The organism is Verrucosispora sp. FIM060022 (assembly GCF_003977705.1).
Classification (GTDB): Bacteria; Actinomycetota; Actinomycetes; order Mycobacteriales; family Micromonosporaceae; genus Micromonospora; species Micromonospora gifhornensis.
The window spans coordinates 1,018,210-1,038,648 of the sequence record NZ_RQIV01000001.1 but is presented as its reverse complement, the minus strand read 5'-3'; the positions used below and the strand labels follow the sequence as shown (position 1 = coordinate 1,038,648).

General features: G+C 70.3%; 16 protein-coding genes. 8 read left to right on the top strand and 8 right to left on the bottom strand.

Annotated elements, in window-relative coordinates; genetic code table 11:
* Positions 1-42 precede the first annotated feature (42 nt).
* From EG812_RS04520 to EG812_RS04505, 4 genes are all read left to right on the top strand, one after another.
* Complete coding sequence (locus tag EG812_RS04520; protein ID WP_126710813.1) at positions 43-1,245, top strand: sensor histidine kinase; 1,203 nt, start codon at positions 43-45, stop codon at positions 1,243-1,245.
* 14 nt (positions 1,246-1,259) lie between these two features.
* Positions 1,260-1,949, top strand: coding sequence for a response regulator (locus EG812_RS04515; RefSeq protein WP_102659824.1), 690 nt, complete (start codon positions 1,260-1,262; stop codon positions 1,947-1,949).
* A gap of 285 nt (positions 1,950-2,234) precedes the next feature.
* Positions 2,235-3,002: an ABC transporter ATP-binding protein gene (locus EG812_RS04510; protein WP_043721187.1), complete on the top strand. Its 768-nt coding sequence runs from the start codon at positions 2,235-2,237 to the stop codon at positions 3,000-3,002.
* Positions 3,002-5,557 (top strand): ABC transporter permease, encoded by a 2,556-nt coding sequence (locus EG812_RS04505; protein WP_013734331.1) that lies wholly within the window; start codon positions 3,002-3,004, stop codon positions 5,555-5,557. Before EG812_RS04510 ends, EG812_RS04505 begins: the two co-directional genes overlap by 1 nt.
* Positions 5,558-5,642: 85 nt before the next feature.
* Here EG812_RS04505 and EG812_RS04500 read toward each other — a convergent pair whose 3' ends face one another.
* The 4 genes from EG812_RS04500 to EG812_RS04485 form a co-directional block, all read right to left on the bottom strand.
* A complete protein-coding gene (locus tag EG812_RS04500) occupies positions 5,643-6,290 on the bottom strand; it encodes an HAD family hydrolase (protein WP_126711111.1) in 648 nt (215 codons plus the stop codon).
* A gap of 97 nt (positions 6,291-6,387) precedes the next feature.
* Positions 6,388-7,125, bottom strand: a complete 738-nt coding sequence (locus EG812_RS04495; protein ID WP_126710812.1) for a neutral zinc metallopeptidase — start codon at positions 7,123-7,125, stop codon at positions 6,388-6,390.
* A gap of 203 nt (positions 7,126-7,328) precedes the next feature.
* Positions 7,329-8,426, bottom strand: coding sequence for a calcium:cation antiporter (locus EG812_RS04490; protein ID WP_013734334.1), 1,098 nt, complete (start codon positions 8,424-8,426; stop codon positions 7,329-7,331).
* A gap of 227 nt (positions 8,427-8,653) precedes the next feature.
* Complete coding sequence (locus tag EG812_RS04485) at positions 8,654-9,232, bottom strand: hypothetical protein (protein ID WP_126710811.1); 579 nt, start codon at positions 9,230-9,232, stop codon at positions 8,654-8,656.
* A 1,035-nt stretch (positions 9,233-10,267) separates the two neighbouring features.
* Between EG812_RS04485 and EG812_RS04480 the strand changes: the two genes are divergently transcribed.
* The gene (locus EG812_RS04480) at positions 10,268-11,026 is read left to right on the top strand and encodes a hypothetical protein (protein WP_013734336.1); all 759 of its coding nucleotides are present in this window, start codon (positions 10,268-10,270) and stop codon (positions 11,024-11,026) included.
* A 16-nt stretch (positions 11,027-11,042) separates the two neighbouring features.
* On the top strand, positions 11,043-11,735 hold the full coding sequence (locus EG812_RS04475; protein WP_013734337.1) for a tyrosine-type recombinase/integrase: 693 nt from the start codon (positions 11,043-11,045) through the stop codon (positions 11,733-11,735).
* Between the two features lie 57 nt (positions 11,736-11,792).
* Here EG812_RS04475 and metH read toward each other — a convergent pair whose 3' ends face one another.
* On the bottom strand, positions 11,793-15,308 hold the full coding sequence (gene metH / locus EG812_RS04470) for a methionine synthase (RefSeq protein ID WP_193386260.1): 3,516 nt from the start codon (positions 15,306-15,308) through the stop codon (positions 11,793-11,795).
* Between the two features lie 322 nt (positions 15,309-15,630).
* Here metH and EG812_RS04465 point away from each other — a divergent pair, with 322 nt between their 5' ends.
* The gene (locus EG812_RS04465) at positions 15,631-16,500 is read left to right on the top strand and encodes a PAC2 family protein (protein ID WP_013734339.1); all 870 of its coding nucleotides are present in this window, start codon (positions 15,631-15,633) and stop codon (positions 16,498-16,500) included.
* A gap of 152 nt (positions 16,501-16,652) precedes the next feature.
* Positions 16,653-17,444 carry a GntR family transcriptional regulator gene (locus EG812_RS04460; protein ID WP_013734340.1) on the top strand — a complete coding sequence of 264 codons (792 nt, stop codon included), beginning with the start codon at positions 16,653-16,655 and terminating at the stop codon, positions 17,442-17,444.
* Between the two features lie 159 nt (positions 17,445-17,603).
* Here the strand turns inward: EG812_RS04460 and mshC are convergent, their stop codons facing one another.
* The 3 genes from mshC to EG812_RS04445 all read right to left on the bottom strand — a co-directional run bounded on the left by mshC (position 17,604) and on the right by EG812_RS04445 (position 20,306).
* Entirely contained in the window at positions 17,604-18,851 is a 1,248-nt protein-coding gene (gene mshC / locus EG812_RS04455) for a cysteine--1-D-myo-inosityl 2-amino-2-deoxy-alpha-D-glucopyranoside ligase (protein WP_043721196.1), read from the bottom strand.
* 64 nt (positions 18,852-18,915) lie between these two features.
* On the bottom strand, positions 18,916-19,689 hold the full coding sequence (locus EG812_RS04450) for an SCO1664 family protein (RefSeq protein ID WP_081476286.1): 774 nt from the start codon (positions 19,687-19,689) through the stop codon (positions 18,916-18,918).
* Positions 19,690-19,730: 41 nt separating this feature from the next.
* Complete coding sequence (locus EG812_RS04445; protein WP_013734343.1) at positions 19,731-20,306, bottom strand: DUF3090 domain-containing protein; 576 nt, start codon at positions 20,304-20,306, stop codon at positions 19,731-19,733.
* Between the last annotated feature and the right edge of the window lie 133 nt (positions 20,307-20,439).

Below are 20,439 nucleotides of genomic sequence, written 5' to 3'. Positions count from 1 at the left end.
CCGAGATGATCTCTCGCCGGCATGGGCGGCTAGCGTCGTGGCATGGGTAGGCAGCTGAGGCAGTGGCTACGGGCACGCCCGCTGGCCGGCGACGCGTTGTTGACCGTCGGGCTGGTGCTGGGTGAGGCGCTGTTCACCCTGCTGTCCCCCCGGGAGTTCTGGCCCCGGTCGCTGCCGGAGGCGCTGGGCTGGAGCCTGCTCTGTGCCAGCCCCGTGCTGTTGCGGCGGATCGCGCCGTGGCTCGCCGTGCTGGCCGCGCTGGCGTCGCTGGCCCTGCCGGTCGTGATCGAGGTGGTGCCGGCCACCCAGGGCCTCACCCTGGTCGTGCTCACCTACACCGTGGCCGCCTGCCAGCCGATACGCCCGGCGCTGGCGACCGCGGTGGCACTGTGGGTGCCGGTGGCGGTGCTGGCGCCCCTGCTGCCCACCGAGGGTCTGCCGCAGGTCGGCGCGGCGTACGTGGTGGCGAACAACCTGCTGGTCGGGATCGTGTCGTTCTCCGTGGGCCGTACGGTGCACGCCCGCCGGTCCACCACGGCGGCGCTGCGGGAACGGGCCCGGGTCGCCGAGGCCAACCAGCGCGCCCTCGCCGAGCAGGCGGTCGCCGACGAGCGGCGACGCATCGCCCGGGAACTGCACGACGTGGTGGCCCACCACGTCAGCGTGATGGGGGTGCTGGCCACCGGGGTCCGGCGGGTGCTGCCCCGCGATCCCAAGGCCGCCGACGAGGCGGTCGCCACCATCGAGGAGACCAGCCGGGCCACCCTGCGGGAGCTGCGGCGGCTGCTGGACGTGCTGCGCACCGAGGCCGAGCCGGCCGCCGACCTGGCCCCCCAGCCCGGTCTCGCCGGCATCGAGATGCTCGTCGAACAGGTCCGCGAGGCCGGGTTGCCGGTAACCTTCGCGGTGACCGGCACGCCGGGGCCGGTGGAGCAGGGCGTGGCGTTGACCGTGTACCGGATCGTGCAGGAAGCACTGACCAACGCCCTCAAGCACGCTGGCCGGGCCACCGCGCAGGTGCACGTCAGCTACCCCGGTGACGCCGTCGAGGTGGAGATCACCGACACCGGTCGAGGGCCGTCACCGGACCGGCAGCGGGTCGGGCACGGCCTGGTGGGGATGCGTGAGCGGGTCGCCCTCTACGGTGGTGTCCTGCGGACCGGGGCCCGCGCCGGCGGCGGCTACCGGGTGTACGCGCGCATTCCGGTCGAACCACTGCCCGAGACCCGCTTTGCGGCACCCTGACCCCGGAGGATGAGATGACCGATCCGACGCCGTCGACGACCCGTCCGGTGCGCATCCTGCTCGCCGACGACCAGCCGTTGCTGCGTACCGGCTTCCGGATGGTGCTCGGCGCCGAGCCGGACCTGGACATCGTGGCGGAGGCCGGCGACGGCGCGGAGGCGGTGGAGTTGTCCCGCCGGCTGCTGCCCGACGTGGTGCTGATGGACATCCGGATGCCGCGGATGGACGGGGTGAGCGCCACCCGGGCGATCGTCGACGCCCGGCTGCCGGTCCGGGTGCTCATCCTGACCACCTTCGAACTCGACGAGTACGTGGTGGGTGGGCTGCGGGCCGGGGCGAGTGGATTCCTGTCCAAGGACGTGCCCGCCGAGGATCTGATCACCGCGATCCATACCGTGGCCGCCGGCGACGCGGTGGTGGCCCCCCGCATCCTGCGGCGGCTGCTGGACCGCTTCGCCGACGTGCTGCCCGATCCCGCAGCCTCACCGCCGAAGGCGCTGAGCACGCTCACCGACCGGGAACGGGAGGTGCTGGGGCAGGTGGCCCGCGGGTTGTCCAACGCCGAGATCGCCCGCGCCCTGTCGGTCAGCGAGACCACCATCAAAACCCACGTCGGGAACGTGTTGACCAAGCTCGGGCTGCGCGACCGGGTGCAGGCGGTGGTCTTGGCGTACGAGTCGGGTCTGGTCCGGCCGGGGGCGTAACGTGACCGTTGCATCCGTCACCTACCGTGACGGTCTGCACCGAGAACGGTTGTCTCTCGCGGGGGCCAGAGTCGCGGACTATCGTGTGGTGACGAGCTTCGTCGCTGCTCACAGCGCTGATCCGGGATAACCCTGACCCCGGGTGGGGGACTACCCGCAGCCGGAAATCCGCACCCACTCCCCCAGGAGTCGTAGGGATCGCCGGCACACGGCGCAGATGATGGAACTCGTGCCGAGATCCACGGGAGGGCGGCACGATCTGAACAGCGACGGAGAGGTTATAACGTGACCGCTACGACAGGCCGGTCGGCAGAGGCCGCAGCCCGGGCGAGCGACGTGTGGAAGGTGTACGGCAGCGGCGAGGCTCAGGTCATCGCGCTGCAGGGGGTGAGCGCCGAGTTCGAGCGCGGACGGTTCACTGCGATCATGGGCCCCTCGGGCTCCGGCAAGTCGACGCTCATGCACTGCCTGGCCGGGTTGGACACGGTCACCCGAGGCACCGTGCACGTCGGCGACACCACGGTCACCGGCCTCGGTGACGCCGGCCTGACGAAGCTGCGGCGCGACAAAATCGGCTTCATCTTTCAGCAGTTCAACCTGCTGCCGACGCTGACCGCCAAGGAAAACATCCTGCTGCCGCTCTCCATCGCCGGCCGCAAGCCCGACCAGGCCTGGTACGACATCGTCATCGACACGGTCGGGCTGCGCGACCGGCTCGACCACCGGCCGGCGCAGCTCTCCGGCGGCCAGCAGCAGCGGGTGGCGTGCGCGCGGGCCCTGGTGGCCCGCCCCGAGGTCATCTTCGCCGACGAACCGACCGGCAACCTGGACTCGCGGGCCGGCGCCGAGGTGCTGAACTTCCTGCGCAACTCGGTACGCGAGCACGGTCAGACCATCGTCATGGTCACCCACGACCCGACCGCCGCCGCGTACGCCGACCGGGTGGTCTTTCTGGCCGACGGGCAGATCGTCTCCGAGTTGATCGAGCCGACCGCCGACACGGTGCTGGACACGATGAAGAAGCTGGACACCCTGACCGAGGTGGCTCCCTGATGTTTCGGGCGACACTGAAGAGCCTGCTGGCCCGCAAGGTCCGGCTGATGTTGTCCGGCCTGGCCGTGGTGCTGGGCGTGATGTTCGTCTCCGGTGCGTTCGTGCTCACCGACACCCTCGGTCGCACCTTCGACCAGATCTTCGCCGACGCCTACGAAGAGGTCGACGTCAGCGTCGCCGCCAAGCCGAAGGTGCAGGGCAACGAGTTCGAGGGCCCGCAGCTCGCCGGGCCGGTGCCGGCTGCCGCTCTGCAGACGGTGCAGTCGGTCGACGGGGTGGCCGAGGCGACCGGTGTGGTGGCCGCCGACGGTGCCCGACTGATCGGCAGCAACGGCAAGGTGGTCGCCTCGTTCGGTCCGCCGCAGCTCGGCGGCAACTGGGTCGGCGAGAGCGACCTGGTGCAGCTGCGCGAGGGCCGCGAACCGCAGACCGACGACGAGATCGTGATCAACAAGGGTCTGGCGACCACGGCCGACGTGGCCGTCGGCGACCGGGTGGGCGTGCTCACCCTCCAGCCGCGCAAGGACTTCACCATCGTCGGCATCTTCGGCTACAGCGGCGACCGGGACTCCATGGGCGGCGCCAACGAGATCATGTTCACCACGCCGGCGGCGCAGGAACTGATGCTCGGCGAGCCGGACGTCTACACCAACATCGTGGCCACCGCCGCCACCGGCGTCTCGGACGAGCAGTTGCGTGACGCGGTGGCCGCCGCGGTCGGCGACGCCTACGACGTGAAGACCGGCGAGCAGCTCTCCGCCGACGCCGCCGCCGGGTTGAAGGAGGGCCTGTCCTTCTTCAACCGGATCCTGCTCGGCTTCGCCGCGGTAGCGCTGCTGGTCGGCACCTTCCTGATCCTCAACACGTTCTCGATCATCGTGGCGCAGCGCACCCGGGAACTGGCGTTGCTGCGGGCCGTGGGTGCCAGCGGCAAGCAGATCATCGGCTCGGTGGTGATGGAGGCGATCGCCATCGGCCTGATCGCCGCGGTGTTCGGCCTGGCCGCCGGCATCGGCATCGGCGCGCTGCTGGCGTACCTGTTCAGCAACCTCGCCGGTGGGATGACCCTGGCCGGGATCGCGGTGCCCGCGTCGGCGGTGATCGGTGCGTTCGGTGTCGGCCTGGTGATCACCGTGCTGGCGGCGCTGCTGCCGGCGCTACGGGCCGCGCGGATCCCCCCGATCGCGGCGATGCAGGACGTCGCCACGCCGGACCGCCCCCTGACGAAGATCACCATCGCCGGGGCGGTGGTCACCGCGATCGGCGCCACCCTGCTCTTCCTCGGCCTGGGCGGCTACGCCGACAGCAACACGCTTGCCACCATCCTCGGTGGCGTGCTGTTCGCCTTCATCGGGGTGGCCCTGCTGACGCCGCTGATCAGCAAGCCGGTGGTGGCGGCCCTCGGCGCGATCTTCTCCGGCTGGGTGCCGGGCAAGCTGGGCCGGCTCAACTCCGGCCGCAACCCGCGCCGTACCGCGATCACCGCCGCCGCGCTGATGGTCGGCATCGCCCTGGTCACCGGCATCACCGTCATCCTGGACTCGGCCAAGAGCAGCATCAGCGGTCTGGCCCAGGACACCGTCAAGGCGGAACTGGTGATCGCCGGTGCGCAGTCCGGGCCCCGCCCGCCGACCTTCGATCCAGCGGTGCTGGACGAGGCGAAGACGATCCCCGGGGTACGGCTGGTCGACGGCCTCTACGGCGACATGTCCCTGGTCGACGGCAAGCGCACCTACACCGGAGCGGTGACCGAACCGGCCGCCCTGCGCCAGGTCTACAGCCTGACCGCCTCCGCCGGGAACATCGACCGGCTGGGACCCGGTGAGCTGCTGGTCAGCACGGACACCGCGAAGGACCGGGGTCTGTCGGTCGGCTCGACCGTGCCGATCCAGTTCGCCCGCGGCGAGGCGCAGACCTTCACCGTCACCGGCATCTTCGACGACTCGCCGCTGTTCACCGGGGTGCAGATGGTGGTGCCGACCCAGTCGGCCGCCGACTTCACCATCCCGCAGCCCATTCAGGGTTTCGTCCAGCTGGAGCCCGGCACGGCGGTCGACCAGGTGCAGCCGCGCGTCGAGGCGCTGCTGGCCAACAGCCCCGAGGTGTCCGTGGTCAGCCTCGACGCGTACATCGAGCAGCAGGCCGGTCAGCTCGACAGCCTGCTCACGATGATCCGCATCCTGCTGGCGCTGGCCATCGTGATCGCCGTACTCGGCATCATCAACACCCTGGCCCTGTCGGTGCTGGAGCGGACCCGCGAGCTGGGCCTGCTGCGCGCCATCGGCCTGAAGCGGTCGCAGACCATGGGCATGATCACGGTGGAGGCGGTGGTGATCTCGGTGTTCGGCGCGCTGCTCGGCGTGGTCGTCGGCACCGGCCTGGGCGCCGCCGTGGTGGAGGCCCTGCGCGACGAGGGCATCACCGACCTGGTGCTGCCGTGGGGTCAGATGGGGGTCTTCCTCGGCCTGGCCGCGCTGATCGGCGTGATCGCGGCGGTCCTGCCCGCGATCCGCGCCGCCCGCATCAACGTCCTGGGCGCCATCGCCCACGACTGACCTGTAAGGAAGGGCCCCCTGTTAACGCCTAGCGCGGTACAGGGGGCCCTTTTTAACACAAGCGTCGGCAGCGTCGGTGCAGACGTCAGGCGGCGGAGCGGGCGAGCAGCGCCGCCAACAACTCCAGGTCCGCCGCGAGCAGGCTCTCCACCTGGTGTACGCCGTCGCGCGGCGCGACCGGCACCTCCGCCGGCACGGCCAGCACCGCCGCTCCGGCGGCGACCGCGCTGGCCACCCCGGTGGCCGAATCCTCGATCGCCACACACCTGTCGATCGGTACGCCGAGCAGCCGGGCAGCCGTCAGGTACGGCTCCGGGTGCGGCTTGGTCGCCTCGACCTCGTCACCGCAGACCACCACGTCGAAGCTGTCCCGGCCCAAGGTGTCCAGGGCGATCTCGACCAACGCCCGGCCACTGGAGGTGACCAGGGCCGTCGGAACCTGCGCCGCCCGCACCGCCGCCAGCAACGCCAACGCGCCCGGACGCCACTGCAACCCGGTACGGAACAGTTCGAGGATCCGCCTGTTGATCCACTCCGCGCTGGCCGCCGGATCGCGGTGCGGCTGGCCCAGGTCGTCGTGCAGAATCCGCATCGAGTCGGCCATCCCGGTGCCGACGATCGCCCGCCGCGCCTCGGCGGAAAGCGTGCCTCCGTACGTCTCGGCGAGCTCGGCCAACGCCACGTCCCACAGTCGTTCGCTGTCGACCAGGGTGCCGTCCATGTCGAACAGCACGGCGGCGGGGTGACTCGTCACCGGTTCCTCCTCGCGTCGGGTACCCGGTGAATCCTGTCAGCCCGTCACCGCCGTACGCCCGGGTCGGTGACCTTTCTCAACCGAGCCCGCAGGCCGACAGCGACCGTTCGTAGCCCCGGAAGAACGCCTCGGCGCGCTGCTCCGGGGTGCCGTGCGAGCCCTCGGCGAACCACGGCTGGCCCGGGTCGTCGCCGACGGCGAGCAGACCTTCGTGGAACTCGTCCAGGTCACCCTCGTCGAGGGTGAGCCAACCGGCTTCCACCGACCCACCCAGGTACGCCCCGGCCATGCAGTCGGCCTGCAACTCCTGCTGGATGGTGAAGTTGTACTGGACCCCGAGGCGGGTCTGGATCCCGTGGGCGTACTCGTGGCCGATCAGGTAGTACACGAACGCGTCCCCCACCTGCCGGAACGCCCCGAACGACCAGTTGATGTCGTACGCGATGAAGTCGCTGACCGTGCAGTAGACGGCGTTGTTGCGCGGCACCTCCTGCCCACCGCAGGACACCTCACCGTCACGCTGGTAGGCGATCACCTGCCGGATCGGCCGGAACGAACTCCCGGACGCCTCGAACTGCGCCGCCCAGTAGCGTTCGGCGGTACGCCGGGCGACCTCCACGTCCTCCTGGAACTCCTCGACCGTGTCGGTGCCGTCGGCCCGGGTCACCTCTTCGCTCGGCGACGCCGGTTCCCGCTGTTCGGTCGGCTCACCCGGCTGACCCACCGGGTCGACCATGCACGCGGTCGCCGCGACCAGCGCCACCACCAGACCGGCGAATCTGCCCCGACGCCGCTCCCGCCCGTCTGCCGCCACCGCATCCTCCCGCCTCGGCGATGCCAGCTTCCATACCCCCACGGTACGACCGGCATGCCCGTCGCCGTCTGGTACGCCGTATCGCCCGCACCGGTTCACTGTGGGACCGGTCTGGCGTGTGTTAGCGGGCCGCTGTGGTGCCGGCGTGGTGTGCCGACGTGGCGTGGTGCCGGCGGGCCGGTGTGGCGGGTGCCGGCGGGATGTCACGGGCTGGCGGCGAGGAAGACGAAGGCGGCGAACAGCACCAGGTGCACCCCGCCCTGCAACAGGGTGGCCCGCCCCGGCACCACGGTCAGCACGCCGGTTATCACCGTCAACGCGAGCAGGGTGACCTGGGTGCCGCCGAGGCCGAGCAGCAGCGGCCCTTCCAGCCAGATCGAGGCGATCGCGATGGCCGGGATGGTCAGACCGATGCTGGCCATCGCCGAACCGAGCGACAGGTTGAGGCTGATCTGCACCCGGTCACGGCGGGCGGCGCGGGCCGCCGCCAGGGTCTCCGGCAGCAGCACCAGCAGCGCGATTATCACCCCGACGAACGCCGGCGGCAGGTTCACCGCCGCGACACCCGCCTCGATCGCCGGGGACACCGACTTCGCGTCACCGACCACCGCCACCAGCGCGACAAGCAGCAGCCCGAGGCTGATCAGCGCCTGCCGGGTCGACGGCGGATCGGCGTGCACCTCCTCCGGCAGCGTCTCCCCTTCACTGCCCACCGGCAGGAAATAGTCCCGGTGCCGGCCGGTCTGCACCATCACGAACAGGGCGTACAGGGCCAGCGACACCACCGCCGCAAAGGTCAACTGGGCCGGGCTGAACTGCGGACCGGCGCGGCCTATGGTGAACGTCGGCACCACCAGACTGAGCGTGGCGAGAGTCGCCACGGTCGCCAACGCGCCACCCGTACCCTCCGGATTGAACACGGCCAACCGGCGGCGCAGCGCACCGATCAGCAACGACAAGCCGAGGATGCCGTTGCAGGTGATCATCACGGCGGCGAAGACCGTGTCCCGCGCCAGCGACTGCGTCTTCTCCCCACCACTGATCATCAGCGTGACGATCAGGGCCACCTCGATCACCGTGACCGCCACCGCGAGCACCAGTGACCCGTACGGCTCACCGACCTTGTGCGCGACCACCTCGGCGTGATGCACCGCCGCCAGCACCGCGCCGGCCAGGAACAGGCCCACGATCACGACCATGATGCCGTCGAGCTTCTGGTTCCAGGTCAGCGCGAGCACCACAAGGGCAGCGATCGGTACGGACACAGTCCACGTGGTCAGGGTGCGGCGCAACGCGAGCATGATCTACATCCTGCCAGCCATGATGATCATCAACGGCGAAGCCTCCCCCAGTCCCCCGTCCGCGCGGGCGCGCCATGCGCCAGCCCGGCCACCGGCACAATCGGTGCCACCGTTACGCCGAAACGGCGCCTACCGCCCCCGCCCGATACCACCGTTACGCCGAAACGGAGTCGATCATTGCACCGCGACTAGGCCAGCCGGGCCTCGACGAGACAACCCGGCGGTGATCAGCCGGCACGGATCAGATCCAGCGCGTGCACCGCCAGCCGGACCGCTGTCGGCCGCATCGCCGCCGCCTGCTCGTCGCTCACCGCACTCACCACTGCCAGCCGGACCTCCATGATCACGTTGGCGTCCAGGATCTCGATCCTGACATCGTCCCGGAGCTGCTGATAGCGGACTGCATCGGCGACGATCTCCGAACCGCCCTCGAACGGCTCTGCCGAAGTCACGGTGGCGGAACGCTCGAACCCGGTACGAGCCTCGCCCGCCCCACCAAAGCTCTGCACCTTCAAGAACACGAACCCGCCGCGGAACTCATCCCCCTCGAAGAAGCCCTTGTGGCACCGGAAGTTGGGGCCACGATCGTCGTCCGCCGGCGGAATCGGCATCGGCCCGCCGTCGAAGGCCGACGTGGCGAGCGCGTAATCGACACGGTCGCATAAGTCCTCCGGCACGGCACGAATCGCGTCGGACGACGCCGTCGCATCCGGCGCCCCGTCGCTGGCGCAGCCCGCCAGCAACAGAACCGGAAGCACAACGCCGGCCACCGCGGTCAGCGCCACACGAGCAGGAAAGATCGTCACGGCGCGTGAGTGTGCCAGACCCCCCGAACGGCGTGAAGGGGCAGATCGACGCGCGGACGTCCCGGAGCCCAGCAGCAACCACGCCCCACCACACCGCCTGGTGCGGTTGGGCACTCAGCTCGACAGGGCGCCGTGACGCCCTTGCGCCCTACTTGGCGTTGTACTGATCTCGCTGGCAGGCATCGGCGATCAAAGGCGGACGCCACGCCGCGCCACCTCGGACGCGGGCAGTCATCATCGGTCAGCATTGGTCGCCGCTGGTTCACCTCGCACGGCCTGGCGACGGCATGATCTTGGTGAGGCAAACCGCCGACTTCGAGGGGGTCTGAACCCCTTACACCCAGCATGTCGAAAGAACATCATCAATCAGATCCTTCGAAGCCCTGGCCAGGGCGGTAGTTGTCGGCAGTTGCCAAAGCTTGCCGCCCCTAGTTGCTCTCACCGCCGACGCCGGGCTGGCCGCCCGCATGGTGGTCCACCGACGATCCGGCAGTGGCAGCAGCGACGGCAGCAGCTGAAAACGCCGAAACGGTTCAACGCCAAGGCGCCGAGGAAGAGCCGGACGGCTAAACAGTCCTGACTCCGATTTCACTCACCACACCCCAGCTGCCTTCAGCCATCCTGGAGTGCCTGAGGACCCCGCCGGAGGCACTGCCCTTGAACTGAACAACACGAAGCCCCGGATCTGCCACCACCCATGGCGGCCCGGGGCTTCGTCGTATGTCGCGCCGGCGGCGGGCTGGTAACCGCGTGCCGGCGGCCGAAGGCCAGAGGCAACGCGGCGGGCCGGCAGGCCCGGCCCTGGTTCGGCGGCGCGGGCGGCCTGCGAAGCGGGCCGCCTTGATCTCGTACAGAAGTTCTCACACGCTCGAAGCCTCCCGAAGCCTCCCGAAGTGGCCTCCCGAAGCCTCCCGCTCGAAGCCTCCCTTCCTGCCCCGTCACGGGACATGCTTGACGGGGCGTCCCACCAGATGCTTGGGGAGATCCGGGAATCGAGGGGCCAAAGCTGTGGATAAGGTCGACTACGCTCCTGGCATGTTGGCCGCGTTCTCCGCCGTGACGGTCCGATACCGGCGGCCGATCCTCACCATTGCGCTTGTTTTGGCCGTGGTCCTGGCCGTGGGCCGTCGGCTGTCCGATCAGTTGGGCTCGATCCTGGGCATCGCGACCATCCTCGCCGGGATGCTGGCGTTGTCGCTGGCCATACTCGCCCTGCTTCGGCCACGGCAGGCGGTCTTTCTGGTCAAGCCCGAGGTTCGGGCGTTCGCCACTGAACCGAGCGCGTTCCAGGTCTATATAGCCGTGGCGTACATGTTCTTGGCCTCACTGCCGCTGGGGGCTCGCGACCTTGACGAAATTTACGGGGGCCACCCGTCCATGGTGTTGCCGTTGCTGCTCCTGGTCGGCGTCGGTGTACACGTTGCCGGCGGCTGGCGTGGTGTTTCGGTCGAGCTGCGACCGGACGGTATCTGTCAACGCGACTTCACCGGCTCCTTGATGGTGCCGTGGGAGGCCCTGGCACCCGGCCGCCCTTCCCAGCCCGCAGTCAGGGCATCCACCATGGCCCTGACCTACGCACAACCGGACCTGGTACGCCGCCGTGGCATACTGCCGCACGGCCGGCGGCGGCTGCGCATCGACAACATCCACCCCTGGTTCATCGCCGACACGATCCGCCACTACGTCGACCACCCACAGCACAGGGCCGCGATCGGCGAACCAGCCGAGTACCAACGGCTCTTGCATGCGTTGACATCTTCGCCCACTGGCCCCGGCCATGGACACGCCTACTAAACCCACTGTCAAACAGTTGCTGGGACGGCCGTGGTCCGTCGACCAACTCACCGCGTTTCGCGCGAAGATGCCGGACCGCTACCGGGTCAGTGTCGACTTGGGCGCGGGCTGCGGCCTGCGGCAGGGAGAGATCTTCGGCGTGAGCCCCACCGACCTCGACCCGACACGGCCCGTTCTCCAAGTGGTCCGACAGGTGAAGCTCGTACGCGGGGCGCTGATCTTCGCCCCGCCCAAGGGCGGCAAGACTCGGGAAGTTCCTCTCCCCGCCTCGGTGTCGCGCCGCCTTGCCGAACATGCCGAGCAGTACCCGCCGGTAGAGGTCGCCTTGCCCTGGGCAACTCCGACTGGTGACCCGGTGTCGGTCACGCTCTACCTGACCGACGCGGACGACCTGCCGCTCAGCCGCTCGAAGTTCAACCCTGGCGTCTGGAAGCACGCGATCCGGGCCACCGGCATCCCGGACGACCGGCGCAACGGGATGCACGTCCTGCGGCACACCTACGCCTCGGTCCTCCTGGATGCCGGGGAGAGCATCAAGGCCCTGTCGACGTACCTGGGCCACGCCGACCCCGGATTCACCCTGCGGACCTACACCCATCTGCTGCCCAGCAGTGAGGACCGCACCCGCCGCGCCATCGACAAGGCGTTCGGTGAGGACCAGGCCGACGATGACGGTCCGGAACCCAGTGACGGCCTGGGGACGGCATGATCATGGTTCAACGCCTACCGCAGGTGCCGGAAGTGCAGGTCACGGCACCTGCGGTCATCACTTGGCGTTGAAGTAGCTGGCCTCGGGGTGGTGGACGACGATGGCGTCGGTGGCCTGCTCGGGCATGAGCTGGAACTCCTCGGACAGTTGCACGCCGATCCGCTCCGCGCCGAGCAGTTCCACGATCTTTGCCCGGTCCTCCAGGTCGGGGCAGGCCGGGTAGCCGAACGCGTACCGGCAGCCCCGGTAGTCGGTGCGCAGCAGGCCAGCCAGGTCGGTCGGATCGTCGTCGGCGACGGTACGACCGTCGGGCAGGGTCAGCTCGGCGCGTACCCGCTTGTGCCAGTACTCGGCGAGAGCCTCGGTGAGCTGCACGGACAGGCCGTGCACCTCCAGGTAGTCGCGGTACTCGTTGCGGGCGAACAGCTTGGCCGCGTACTCGCTGACCGGCTGACCCACGGTGACCAGTTGCAGCGCGACCACGTCCAGTTCTTCGCCGCGGGGGCGGAAGAAGTCGGCCAGGCAGAGCCGCCGCTCCTGCCGCTGCCGGGGGAAGGTGAACCGGGCCCGCTCGGCATGCCCGTTCTCGTCCAGCACCACCAAGTCGTTGCCCTCGGAGTACGCCGGGAAGTAGCCGTACACCACGGCCGCCTCCAGCACCTGGTCGGCGATCAGGCGGTCCAGCCAGTAGCGCAGCCGGGGCCGACCCTCGGTCTCCACCAGTTCCACGTACGACGGGCCCTTGCCACCGCGCGCACCGCGCAGCCCCCACTGGCCCATGAAGGTGGCCCGTTCGTCCAGCAGCGCCGCATAGTCGGCCAGCGGCACCCCCTTGACCACCCGGGTGCCGTAGAACGGGGCGGTCGGCACCGGCACGTCGGCGGCCACGTCGGAGCGGACCGAGGTGTCCGTCAACTCCGGCAGCGACTCGGCGACCACGGCGCGCTGGCGTTCACGGCGGGCCCGGCGGGCGGCCAGGGCCGCCTCCCGCTCGGGATCGATCACCGGCGCGCCGCCACGCTTGGCGGTCATCACCCGGTCCATCAGGGACAGTCCCTCGAAGGCGTCACGGGCGTAGTGCACCTGGCCGGGGAACATCGACCGCAGGTCGTCCTCGACGTACGCCCGGGTCAGCGCCGCGCCACCGAGCAGGACCGGCCAGCGCTCCGCGACCCCGCGCGACGCCATCTCGGCCAGGTTCTCCTTCATGATGACCGTGCTCTTGACCAGCAGGCCGGACATGCCGATGGCGTCGGCGCGGTGCTGCTCGGCGGCGTCGAGGATGGCGGAGATCGGCTGCTTGATGCCGATGTTCACCACCTCGTAGCCGTTGTTGGACAGGATGATGTCGACCAGGTTCTTGCCGATGTCGTGCACGTCGCCCTTGACGGTGGCAAGCACGATGCGGCCCTTGCCACCGTCGTCGGCCTTCTCCATGTGCGGTTCGAGGTACGCCACCGCGGTCTTCATCACCTCGGCGGACTGGAGCACGAACGGCAACTGCATCTGCCCGGAGCCGAACAGCTCACCGACGACCTTCATGCCGTCGAGCAGGATGTCGTTGATGATGGCCAGCGGCGCGGTGCCGGCGGCCATCGCGGCGTCCAGGTCGGCCTCCAGGCCGTTGCGTTCACCGTCGATGATCCGCCGCTTGAGCCGCTCGTTGAGCGGCAGGGCGGCCAGTTCCTCGGCCCGGGTGGCCCGCGCGGACGCCGCGTCGACGCCCTCGAAGACCTCGATGAACCGCTGCACCGGGTCGTAGCCCTCCCGACGCCGGTCGTAGATCAGGTCGAGGGCGATCTCCCGCTGCTGCTCGGGGATCTTCGCCATCGGCAGGATCTTGCTGGCGTGCACGATCGCCGAGGTGAGCCCGGCCTGTACGCACTCGTGCAGGAAGACCGAGTTGAGCACCTGCCGGGCGGCCGGGTTGAGGCCGAAGGAGACGTTCGAGATGCCCAGGGTGAAGTTGACCCCGGGCCAGCGGCGGGCGATCTCCCGGATCGCCTCGATGGTCTCGATGCCGTCGCGTCGGGTCTCTTCCTGCCCGGTGGCGATCGGGAAGGTCAGCGCGTCGATGAGGATGTCCGCGCGGCGCAGCCCCCACCGCTCGGTCAGGTCATTGATCAGACGCTCGGCGACCCGGACCTTCCACTCCGCCGTACGCGCCTGGCCCTCCTCGTCGATGAGCAGGGCGACCACGGCGGCGCCGTGCTCGGCGACCACCGGCATCACCCGCGCGTACCGGGAATCGGGGCCGTCGCCGTCCTCGAAGTTGACCGAGTTGACCACGCACCGGCCGCCGAGCATCTCCAGCCCGGCCTCGATCACCGCCGGCTCGGTCGAGTCGAGCATGATCGGCAGGGTGGAGGCGGTGGCGAACCGGCCGGCCAACTCCCGCATGTCGACGGTGCCGTCGCGACCGACGTAGTCGACGCAGAGATCCAGCAGGTGCGAGCCGTCGCGGGCCTGGCTGCGGGCGATCTCCACGCACGCCTGCCAGTCAGCGGCGAGCATCGCCTCCCGGAACGCCTTCGAGCCGTTGGCGTTGGTCCGCTCCCCCACCATCAGCACACTCGCGTCCTGCGCGAACGGCACGTGGTGGTAGATCGAGGAGACACCCGCGTCGATACGCGGCTCACGGGCCACCGGCGCGACGTCGCGCAGCCGTTCGGCGAGCACCCGGATGTGTTCGGGGGTGGTGCCGCAACAACCACCGACCAGCGCCACGCCGTAGTCGACGACGAAGCGTTCCAGCGCCTCGGCCATGTCCTCGGGCCCGAGTGGGAAGTACGCGCCGTCGGAGGTGAGCACCGGCAGCCCGGCGTTGGGCATCACCGACACTGGCACGGTGGAGTGCTGGGACAGGTAGCGCAGGTGCTCACCCATCTCGGCCGGGCCGGTCGAGCAGTTGAGGCCGATCAGGTCGACCCCGAGCGGCTCGATCGCGGTGAGCGCCGCCCCGATCTCGCTGCCCAGCAGCATCGTTCCGGTGGTTTCGACAGCCACGTGGCAAATGATCGGCACCTGCCGGCCCGCCTCGGCCATCGCCCGCTTCGACCCGATCACCGCGGCCTTCACCTGGAGCAGGTCCTGGCAGGTCTCGATGATCAGGGCGTCCGCCCCACCGGCGATCAGACCACCGGCATTCTGCTGGTACGCGTCGCGCAGGCTGGCGTAGGAGGCGTGCCCCAGGGTGGGCAGCTTCGTACCCGGTCCGATGGAACCCAGCACCCAGCGGGGGCGCTCCGGCGTCTCGTACGCGTCGGCGGCCTCCCGGGCCAGCCGTGCGCCGGCCTCGGACAGCTCCCAGATCCGGTCGGCGATGTCGTACTCGGCGAGGTTGGGCAGGTTGGCACCGAAGGTGTTCGTCTCGATGCAGTCGGCGCCCGCCGCGAGGTACGCCTCGTGGACTCCGCGCACCACGTCCGGTCGGGTGACGTTGAGGATCTCGTTGCAGCCCTCAAGGCCATCGAAGTCGTCCAGGCTCAGGTCGGCGGCCTGGAGCATCGTCCCCATCGCCCCGTCGGTGATGAGGATCCGGTCTGCCAACGCATCGAGCAACGAAGTCCGCACATTGTCAGGTTAGTCCGCTCCGGCACGAACTGAGCCATCGCAGCGTGCCATCCCACATCGTGCCATCGATGACAGCTGCCCCACTGTGCTGCGCCGTGCCGGCAACCCGGAGATCGGACGGAGCGAGCGGCCCGGCGTCCGGCGGGGTGTCGTACCGATCCGGAGGCGTGTCGGTGGCGATCCGGCGCGGCCGGCGGGCCCTGTCCGGACAAGGCACGTAGGCTACCAATGTGAGGGACTACAGCGACACCACCATGCACGACGGGCGCACGACCGGGGCGAGCCTGGGTCGCGCCGGTGAGGCACGGGGTGAGGTGACGGCGTGACCGAATTCGACGGGCTGCCGGTGCTGCGGTCTCCGGTGGCCATAGCCGCCTTCGAGGGGTGGAACGACGCCGCCGACGCCTCGACCGCCGCAGTCGAACACCTGGAACAGGTGTGGCAGGCCAGACCGATCACCGAGCTCGACCCGGAGGACTTCTACGACTTTCAGGTCAGCCGGCCCACCATCGCGATGTCCGACGGCGCCACCCGGCGGGTGGAATGGCCCACCACCCGGTTCACCGTGGCCAGCCCGTCCGGCACCGAGCGGGACGTGGTGCTGATCCGGGGCATCGAGCCGAGCATGCGGTGGCGCACCTTCTGCGAACAGGTGCTGGAGATCTGCCACAGCCTCGAGGTCGAGCGGGTGGTGCTGCTCGGCGCGCTGCTGGCCGATGTGCCGTACACCCGACCGCTGCCGATCAGCGGCAGCGCCTCCGATGCCGACGCCGCCAAGCGTTACCAGCTCACCCCGACCCGGTACGACGGGCCGACCGGCATCGTCGGTGTCCTGCACGACGCCTGCACCCGCGCCGAGGTCGACGCGGTCTCGTTCTGGGTACACGTGCCGCACTACGCCAACAACCCGCCCTGCCCGAAGGCGACCCTGGCCCTGCTGCACCGGGTCGAGGAGGTCGTCGACCTGCCGGTGCCGATGGCCGACCTGGCCGAGGAGGCCGCCGAGTGGGAGCAGCGGGTACGCAGCGCCGCCGAGCAGGACGCCGAACTCGGCGAGTACGTCCGTGAGCTGGAGGAGCGGGTCGGCGACGCGGGCATCACCCCGTTGACCGGGGACGAGATCGCCCAGGAGTTCGAGAAGTACCTCCGCCGTCGAGGCGGCTCCGCCGGCCCCACCGCCGGCTCCTGGTAGTCACCCCCGTAAATTTTCGCAGGCCCCAGGCGGTATCGCCTGGGGCCTGTTTCTGATCACCTCTCCCCCGGCGCCTGATGCACTGGAGTGTCGGGGTGGCGCGGATCACCACGCGTAGGGCATCCTAGGAACCTAGCTGATAGGGGGTCGGGATGCAGATCAACCCGGGGGCGGCGGAGTTCCCGCACCGGCAGATCGCCGCGCAGCTCAAGTCGCAGATCCGGCGCGGCGACTGGGGTCCGGGCGAGCGCCTGCCGTCGATCCCGGCCATCGCCGAGATGTTCGGCGTGGCGAAGCAGACCGTGCAGCGCGCCGTCGACCAACTGCGCGTCGAGGGCGTCCTGATCACCAAACCCGGCTCCGGTACGTACGTCCGCGGCACCCGGCGACGGCTCAACCGGCTGTCCCGGGGGCGCTACGGCGGCTTCCGCGGCTACCACACCGATCTGGCCGCCCGCTACCGGCAGCAACTCGTCTCCGTGGGCCGCTCCCCCGCCCCACCCGAGGTGGCGGACGCGTTCGGCGTACCGGACGGCACCGAATTGCTCTGCCGTCGGCATCTGGTCCGTACCGAGGACTCACCGGTCGAGGTGGGCGCCTCCTGGTTCCTGCCCGCCGACACCGCCGGCACCACCCTGGAACGCGCCGAGGCCTTCGGCCGCCCGCTCTACCAGGAGGCCGAGGAGGCCACCGGCCGACGGTACGCCACGGCCACCGACACGATCACCGCCCGCCAGCCCAGTCGGGAGGAGGCGGAAACCCTCCAGATCCGTCCCGACACTCCCGTGCTGCACCTGCTGCACGTGGCGTACGACGCCCACCGCAAGCCCATCGAGGTCGCCCAGGCCACCTGGCCCGGCCCGGTCACCACCCTCACCGAGGAATACAAGATCCCCGCCCCCACCCCAGACCCCCACCCCGACCCAGGCCTCATCCTCGGCTAACCCCCGCCCGCCCTTCCCCCGTCGATCTTGCACTTCCTGTCGCCACATAAGCCGCGAAAGCCTCGTATCCTCGACCAAAACTGCAAGATCGACGGGGCGAGGGCGCGCACGGGGCGAGGGCGCGCACGGGGCGAGGGACGGCGGGAGGGAAGGGAACTGTTAGAGGCGGATGCCGAGGAGGGCGTCGAGGGTTCGGGAGAAGAGGGCCGGGGCGGTGGGGTCGGTGGGGGTGTCCGGCGAGGGGGTCAGGGTCTGGTCGGCCCACTCGTCGGCGAGGCGCAGGGCGCCGGGCGAGTCGAGGTCGTCGCTGAGGCGGTCGCGTACGGCTGCCAGGAAGGCCTCCCCGGACGGGCCGGCGGGGGCGGCGGCGGCCCGTCGCCAGCGGTCCAGGCGCTGGTGCGCGGTGGCCAGCAGGTCGTCGGTCCACGACCGGTCGGCGCGGTAGTGGCCGGAGAGCAACGCCAGGCGTACCGCCATCGGGTCCACCTTGTCGGCGCGCAGCCGGGAGACGAAGACCAGGTTGCCCAGCGACTTGGACATCTTCTCGCCGTCCAGGCCGATCATCCCGGCGTGCACGTAGTGCCCGGCGAAGGGTGCCGCGCCGGTCAGCCGCTCGGCGTGCGCGGCGGAACACTCGTGGTGCGGGAAGATCAGGTCGTTGCCGCCGCCCTGCACGTCGATGGTGTTGCCGAGCAGCGCCAGGGCGATGACGGTGCACTCGATGTGCCAGCCGGGCCGGCCCGGGCCCAGTTCGCCGCCGGGCCAGGAGGGTTCGCCCTCGCGGGCGCCCCGCCACAGCAGCGGGTCGAGCGGGTCACGTTTGCCGGCCCGGTCCGGGTCGCCGCCGCGCTCGGGGAAGAGTTCCAGCATCTCGGCGCGGGACAGGTTGGACTCGTAGCCGAAGCGGGGCGCGGCGGAGATGTCGAAGTAGACGTCGCCGGTGCCGTCGTCCAGCCGGTACGCGGCGTCGTCCTTGAGCAGCACCAGCACCTTCTCGGCGATCTCCGGAATCGACTCGACGGCACCGATGTAGTGCGCCGGCGGGATGATCCGCAGCGCCTCCATGTCCTCCCGGAACAGCGCGGTCTCCCGCATGGCCAGGACCTTCCAGTCCTCGCCGTCCCGCTCGGCGCGTTCCAGCAGGGGGTCGTCGATGTCGGTGACGTTCTGCACGTACCGCACCTCGTGGCCGGCGTCGCGCCACATCCGCTGCACCAGGTCGAACGTGATCATCGTGGCGGCGTGGCCGAGGTGGGTGGCGTCGTACGGGGTGATGCCGCAGACGTACATGGTCGCCGTGCCGGGCGGATCGGTCGGGTGCACAGCCTGCCGTGCCGAGTCGTACAACCTCAGCGCCTTGCTCCTGCCCGGCAAACGCGGCACCTCGTGCCCCACCCAAGACTCCATGACCGTCAGCCTAACCAGCCGCAGGGCGTGGCCATGGCCAGCCAGGGGTGATCAACGCCTCAGCTCACAGGGGCGGCCAGGGCACTGCCGGCCAGTCCCGGGACGGCTGGGGAAAACGGCCGCGGCGGCACAGCCGGTCGATGCGCGCCGCCAACTCGGTTATCTCACTGAGCGTGAGATGCTCGGCGAGTTCGGTGCCGAGCGGGCCACGAACCTGACCGGCGAGCCGGTCGAGCACCTCAAGGGCGTCGGTGGGCAACGGCCGCCCGGCCCAGCCCCAGAGCACCGTACGCAGCTTCTCCTCCACGTGGAAGCTGACGCCGTGGTCGACCCCGTAGATCCGGTCGTCGGGGCCGAGCAGGACGTGGCCGCCCTTACGGTCCGCATTGTTGATCACCGCGTCGAGCACCGCGAGCCGGGCCAGCCGGGGGTCGTCGGCGTGGGCCAGGGCGTACGGTGTGCCGTCGTCGTCGCGGGCGGCGGCGATCGGGAACCAGCGCGGTGGTACGGCGTCGGCCGGGACGAACCCGACAAGCGGCTCGGCGTCGTCGGGTTCGTCGATCCACAGCTGACACGAGCCCGGCCCGAACGGCCCGTCCCGCAGCACGGTCGGCGGTACCAGGTCCCAGCCGGTGGCCGCGGACACCAGGTAGGCGGCGACCTCCCGCCCCGCCAGGGTCCCGTCCGGGAAGTCCCACAACGGACGCTCACCGCGCACCGGCTTGTACACGCAGCGGGCAGTCGTGCCGTCGAGGGTGAGAATGCCGCGCAGGGTGGTGTTCGACGCGTCGACCAGCCGACCCTCCACGGTCAGTTCACCGTCGCGCAGCAGGCGCATCGCGGCGACACCGTCCTGTCGGGGGGTCACGCCGGACGCCGTCACCGGTGATAGCCGTTGTTTCGGGGGCAGAGGTGACCCGCCGGGTCGAGCGGCTGGCCGCAGAGTGGGCAGGGTGGACGGCCGGCGTTGACCACGCGCCGGGCCCGTTCGATGAACTCGCGGGTCGCCTCGGGGGTCAACCGCACCCGGAGTCGGTCGAGGTCCTCGTCCGGCTCGACGTCGTCGGCCTCGTCCTCCTCGGACTCGCCCAACTCCATCTCGGCCTCGACTTCGCCGACCGCGATCGCCTCGATCACCACGGTCGCGGTGTCCGCGTCGAAGGCCAGGCCCAGTGTGCCGACCCGGAACTCCTCGTCGACCGGCGTCTCCAGCGGCTCGTTGTCGCCGACCGAGGCCGGCGCCTCGGGCAACTCCACCCCGAACCGTCGCTGGGCCTCGGTGAGCAGCTCCTCCAGCTTTTCGGCGAGCAGGGAGACCTGGACCTTCTCCAACGCGACGCTGACCAGTCGGCCACCGCCGCGCGCCTGGAGGAAGAACGTGCGCTCCCCCGGCGGCCCGACGGTCCCGGCGACGAACCGCTCCGGCGGCTCGAAGGCGTGCACCTGGTGCGTCATACCCACGACCCTATCCGGCGGCCCCGGGCACCGCGCACCCCACCGACCCGATTTCCGGTACGCTCCCCGGCCCGCCGCGCCGCCCTTGCGCTCGTGCGGTTCGGGGGCCTGTCGTCGGCCCGGGGCGGGCGGC